5 protein-coding genes are annotated in these 5,033 nt (G+C 39.2%); 4 read left to right on the top strand and 1 reads right to left on the bottom strand.

Annotated features, from left to right (window positions below):
* Window positions 1-83: 83 nt before the first annotated feature.
* Window positions 84-674, top strand: coding sequence for a trimeric intracellular cation channel family protein (locus ACQR30_RS06150; protein WP_429732788.1), 591 nt, complete (start codon window positions 84-86; stop codon window positions 672-674).
* Window positions 675-824: 150 nt separating this feature from the next.
* A complete protein-coding gene (locus tag ACQR30_RS06155) occupies window positions 825-1,259 on the top strand; it encodes a single-stranded DNA-binding protein (RefSeq protein ID WP_429732776.1) in 435 nt (144 codons plus the stop codon).
* Between the two features lie 168 nt (window positions 1,260-1,427).
* Here ACQR30_RS06155 and ACQR30_RS06160 read toward each other — a convergent pair whose 3' ends face one another.
* Complete coding sequence (locus ACQR30_RS06160) at window positions 1,428-2,747, bottom strand: hypothetical protein (RefSeq protein WP_429732779.1); 1,320 nt, start codon at window positions 2,745-2,747, stop codon at window positions 1,428-1,430.
* A gap of 151 nt (window positions 2,748-2,898) precedes the next feature.
* Here ACQR30_RS06160 and ACQR30_RS06165 point away from each other — a divergent pair, with 151 nt between their 5' ends.
* Both ACQR30_RS06165 and ACQR30_RS06170 read left to right on the top strand, forming a co-directional pair.
* Complete coding sequence (locus ACQR30_RS06165) at window positions 2,899-3,993, top strand: Ldh family oxidoreductase (RefSeq protein WP_429732782.1); 1,095 nt, start codon at window positions 2,899-2,901, stop codon at window positions 3,991-3,993.
* 118 nt (window positions 3,994-4,111) lie between these two features.
* A partial coding sequence (locus tag ACQR30_RS06170; RefSeq protein WP_429732785.1) for an outer membrane protein occupies window positions 4,112-5,033 on the top strand: 922 nt, incomplete at its 3' end.

Genomic DNA, 5,033 nt, shown 5'->3' on the forward strand with positions numbered 1-5,033 from the left:
GGGGGTACCCCCGCTAACTAACACCTAAGCTTGACACACTTCATTGAACATTCCCCCTGCATTCGCTTTATACCTTTATTGACCTGGCAGGAACTTTTGCTTTTGCTGTAAGTGGTGCTGTTGCCGCTAAGGATAAAGGGTTTGATGTATTTGGTGTTTTGGTGGTGGCTTTTACAGTGGCTTGTGGGGGTGGCATTATCCGGGATCTGTGTATTGGGGCTATTCCGCCGGCCGGGTTATCTGATTGGCGTTATTTGACCATCGCCATGATTGCTGCGATAATAATAATGAGTTTGGACTCATTGTCAAAATGGCTCAATCGACCGGTATTATTGTTTGATGCTTTAGGCTTGTCACTTTTCGCTGTTTCAGGCGCACGAAAAGCGTTGGAGTTTGGTCATAATAATGAAGTGGCTATCATGCTTGGGATGATTACGGCAGTTGGTGGTGGTGTACTGCGTGATGTTTTGCTCAATCGTATTCCAGTGATATTTGAAAAAGAAATTTATGCTTCGGCAGCCTTGATAGGCGCATTCGCAGTGGTTGTTGGAAATTATTTCGGCTGGGCGAATGATTGGGTATTCCCTACGGGATTTTTTCTTTGTTTTGCTTTGCGTATTTTGGCGCTTTATTATCATTGGAAGTTGCCAGCATTCCGTAAACAAAAGCTGTGAAAAAATTATAACTTATGAACCCTATTAATCAAATTGATTAACCTTTTTAAAGCGAATTTTTTTTAAAGCTACTTTGGCTTTTTGTGCCTTTTATGTAAAAAAAATGTATATTGCTAACAACATTATGAGTAACTCTTAAACTTTATTTTTATGATCAAACTACAAGTGATTGGGAATTTAGGCCGGGACTGTACCGTGAATAATGTAAATGGCCGTACAGTAATCAATTTTAGTGTGGCACATACTGAACGATACAGAGATTCTACTACCGGCGAAATGAAACCGAGAACAACTTGGGTTGAATGTGCCTATTGGACAGATAAAACGGCTATAGCACCTTATCTAAAAAAAGGAAGTTTAGTTTACGCAGAAGGTAACCCGGATACGCGTACCTATCAGACGCAAGATGGCAATAACAAAACATCTCTGACATTGCGCATTCAGAATGTGCAATTATTAGGCTCGCGAAACAATAATGAGAGTCACAGTGGTGATAGTGGTACTGGCATCGGTAATGACGCTGCTTCAAATACCCACTCTGCCAGCGATCCAGTGGATGAAGGCGCGGATGATTTACCTTTTTAATTTTATAAAGTTGCCATAAAGCCTGCAAGTTTTTAGCTTATAGGATGTAAGGCGCACAATGTTTGTATATTTTAAAATGCTGTGAAGTACGAAGCCAAACAATATTTAGTTGTTTGTCTTACTATATTTTCGATCAAAAATGGCAGAGGACAAGACCTTTTGCCATTTTTATTTCTTTAATCCCTCTTCATATTTTTTTATCAGCATTTGAATTTCTTCGGCGGAGACATCCTTTTGCTGATTATCGATGTTTACAACGACTAAAAGACCCATTGTTCCCGGTGTTCGCAGAAAGGTATTAACTAAATTGAGTTGTGTGCTTTCTTGTAGTTTACCGGAAACACTATCCCATCTTTCGCTGGTAACCAAACAACCATCTGTAGGTGTTAGGGGATAAAAATCTTTGTCTTTAAAAAATTCAGGATCTAAAGTGCTGCCGTGAATGATGATATAACGTCTGCCAATGTTTCCCGCGAAAAAACTTTCCTGCATGGGCGAATAACTTTGCCAAGAAGGAGGCAATAAAATCTTGTAATTGTCTAAAGCTATAGCAGTAGAATCGTAAGGAAGGCCGCGATAAAATACCTGATCATTTTGAAAAGGAATAAGTGTCTGTAAATTAGGCGTAGGTCCAATTAAATGATCAATAGATGAACCTATGCCTGCAATGCGATAAATACCTTGGGGCGTATTACCATTTGTAATAAAATAAGGCATCCCACTACCAGATCGCGCCAATTGTCTAAACGTTAGCAGTTTACCTGAACTGTCTTTTGCAAAACTGCCGTCCGCATATTGTATAATACAAATACCGGTGAAATCACGATCCCAGCGTTGAAAACTATAAATTGTTTTTTGTTTCCATAACTGTTGATAATTAAATAATTCCTTTAATGGCGGTGTCGGTGCAACGATATCTTTTCTATAATTTGTCAGGTATCTTTTCAACTCAACTAATATGGGAATATTATCGCTTTGAGCGAATTTATTGTTTATTTGAAGTGAAATATTTCTTATAAAACTTTCTGAAGAATCATTTCTAAAACAATACAATGCTTCCATTGCAAAAAGTTTTGCATTTGTTTCTCGTTTTAATAATTCTAATACCTTGTCTTGATACATTTTGGGATACAATGCATACAATGCCAATTGCATTGTTTCTCTTGCAGATTGATCTAGAAGATAGCGCAATTCGAACATTTTTTCCATGCCTCTTTGCGTATACTGGTTGCATATCATAAACTGTATTGCTGATAACCAGGCATCTTCAAATCTATACTCTGTATTCTGATTAAGCGGCCCCAGAAAGGTTTCCTTGATGGTTTTGTTCAATAAATAATTTTTGAACTCATTTCTTCGCGCTTGCAATGTAAAGGGAGATTGAATATTTGCGATATTGAATTTCACCAGACTGTCTTGTGCATTCACAGAAGAGATGGTGAGTATTAATATGGAGAATATGAAAAGGCTTTTTTGAAAAAAATTCATCAGTGGAATAATCGGATTTAAAATTAAAAGACTTGATTTTGTTCAAAATTAAATAAGATGATCTGTTTTTCCTCAATAAATATTACACGGGAGCTTCGTCGTTTTTTGAGTAATTTGCAGCGGATACCTTTTCTTTAATAATTTTATTTAGATGCACGAAAAATATAGTTACGATTTTTTATACGATTTCACTTTAGCTGTCTTTCGTAAAATCGGTTGTCCACAAGAGCATGCCAATATTGCATCCAAAGTATTGTTGAGTGCCGATTTAAGAGGGATCGACAGCCACGGCGTTGCCAGACTTAGTGGTTACGTGCGTCTCTGGGAAACTGGGCGCATAAACCCCAGACCACAAATAAAAATTGTGCACGAAACACCTTCCACTGCGGTGGTGGACGGCGACCGGGGTTTGGGCTTGATTGTAGCACCTTATGCTATGAAAGTGGCGATGCAAAAGGCCGAAAATGTAGGTACAGGATGGGTATCTGTAAAAAATAGTAATCATTTTGGCATTGCTGGTTATCATGCAATGATGGCTTTAGATCAAGATATGATTGGCATGGCGATGACCAATGCGAGTGCGCTGGTAGCTCCTACCTTTTCTGCGGAAAGAATGTTGGGCACCAATCCAATTGCGGTAGCTATCCCTGCGAAGTCACAGCCGGCTTTTGTCGCTGACTTTGCAACTACTACTGTTGCTAATGGAAAATTAGAAGTAGCTCAAAGAAAAAAACAAGACATTTCACTGGGTTGGGCGCAGGATAAGGAAGGGAATCCAAGTACAGATGCTTTTGCGGTAAAAGAGGGAGGTTCCTTACTCCCGCTTGGCGGAGATCGGGAACATGCTAGTCACAAGGGGTACGCTTTAGGTAGTATTGTAGATATTTTCTCTGCCGTATTGAGTGGTGCATCGTATGGGCCTTGGGCACCGCCTTTCCCTGCTTATATCCCTGTACCACAGAATATGCCCGGACAGGGTTTGGGGCATTTCCTGGGCGCTATGCGCGTAGATGCATTCAGACCGAAAGAAGAGTTTTTGGAACATATGGATAATTGGATTAAACGTTTTAGAAATGCCCGGAGGACGGATGAAAATCAGCCCGTGTTAATTCCCGGAGACCCGGAAAGGGCGATGGAGTCTGTTTATATGAAAGAAGGAATTCCTTTATTGCAATCTGTTGAAGAAGATTTACAAAAGCTTGGAGACAAATTAGAGGTTGAATGGGATAAAAAAGATAAAGGATAAAGCGGGGTCAATAGAAGCTTTCTAGTGTTCAGCAAATGTGGTGTTGTTTGGCAATGGCATAGAGTTTGTCTGATAGTTGGCTGGATGTAGACTGATTATTTTAAATAAAATCAATTTTATGAAGATGAAATTTATTAAAACTTATTTTTTGGCTATAACTATATTGTTAGCTGGAAATGTATGGGCACAAAATAATGATAGTATTCCACGTGTTACCCCATTCTCAGGAGTTAAGGATTATCGCACTTGGTCAATTGGCATTGATGGTGGCGGATCTAGTGTTTTAGCACCTTTTAGTGCACCCTATGACTTTAATAACATTGATTTTAATCATGTCGGTATTGTTTACGGTGCTTATATTAAAAAACAGATTTATCATGGCTTTGGCCTGCAGGCAGATTTTATGCGTGGGCAGGTGAAAGGTTCTCAGAAGGCCAATCAGAATTCTTATAATTTAATCGGTTTTTCGGGTGTGGATAGGTTTAAAACAAACATCAATTGGTCAGCATCATTAAGTGGCGTATTTACTTTAGGAACGATTAATTGGCTCAATAAACAAGCGACGGTATTGCCCTATATCTCGGCTGGTGGTGGTTATATGGCTTATAACACACAGGTTGGGACAAGTAGCGGGTATAATTATGTGGATAAAAATGGGCAAGTGAGTTCTTCAAAACCCACGGCTACAAAATCATTTTTTATTCCGGTCGGTTTAGGTGCCCGCTTCAATGTTGCTACGGGCATAAACATCGATTTGGGCTATCATTTGTATTTTGTGAATGACAAAAACTTTGACGGCGTATTAGGCAGTGGAAGAGACGATAAATTTTCTACTTTGAACTTAGGTTTGGAATTTGCTTTAGGAAATAAGCAGAAGCCGCAATTAGCAGTAGTGAATCCAGCTGCACAATTAGCAATGGATTTATGGGATAGAAATGAAGCATTGAAGCGGGAATTAAAAGCCTCTTCTGAACGCAATGAAGAAGAGCTGCAAGGTGTGCGTCAACAAATAGTTGATTTACAAAAAGATAGTGATGGTG

The sequence above is a fragment of the Arachidicoccus sp. genome, from assembly GCF_050436765.1.
Lineage (GTDB): Bacteria > Bacteroidota > Bacteroidia > Chitinophagales > Chitinophagaceae > Arachidicoccus.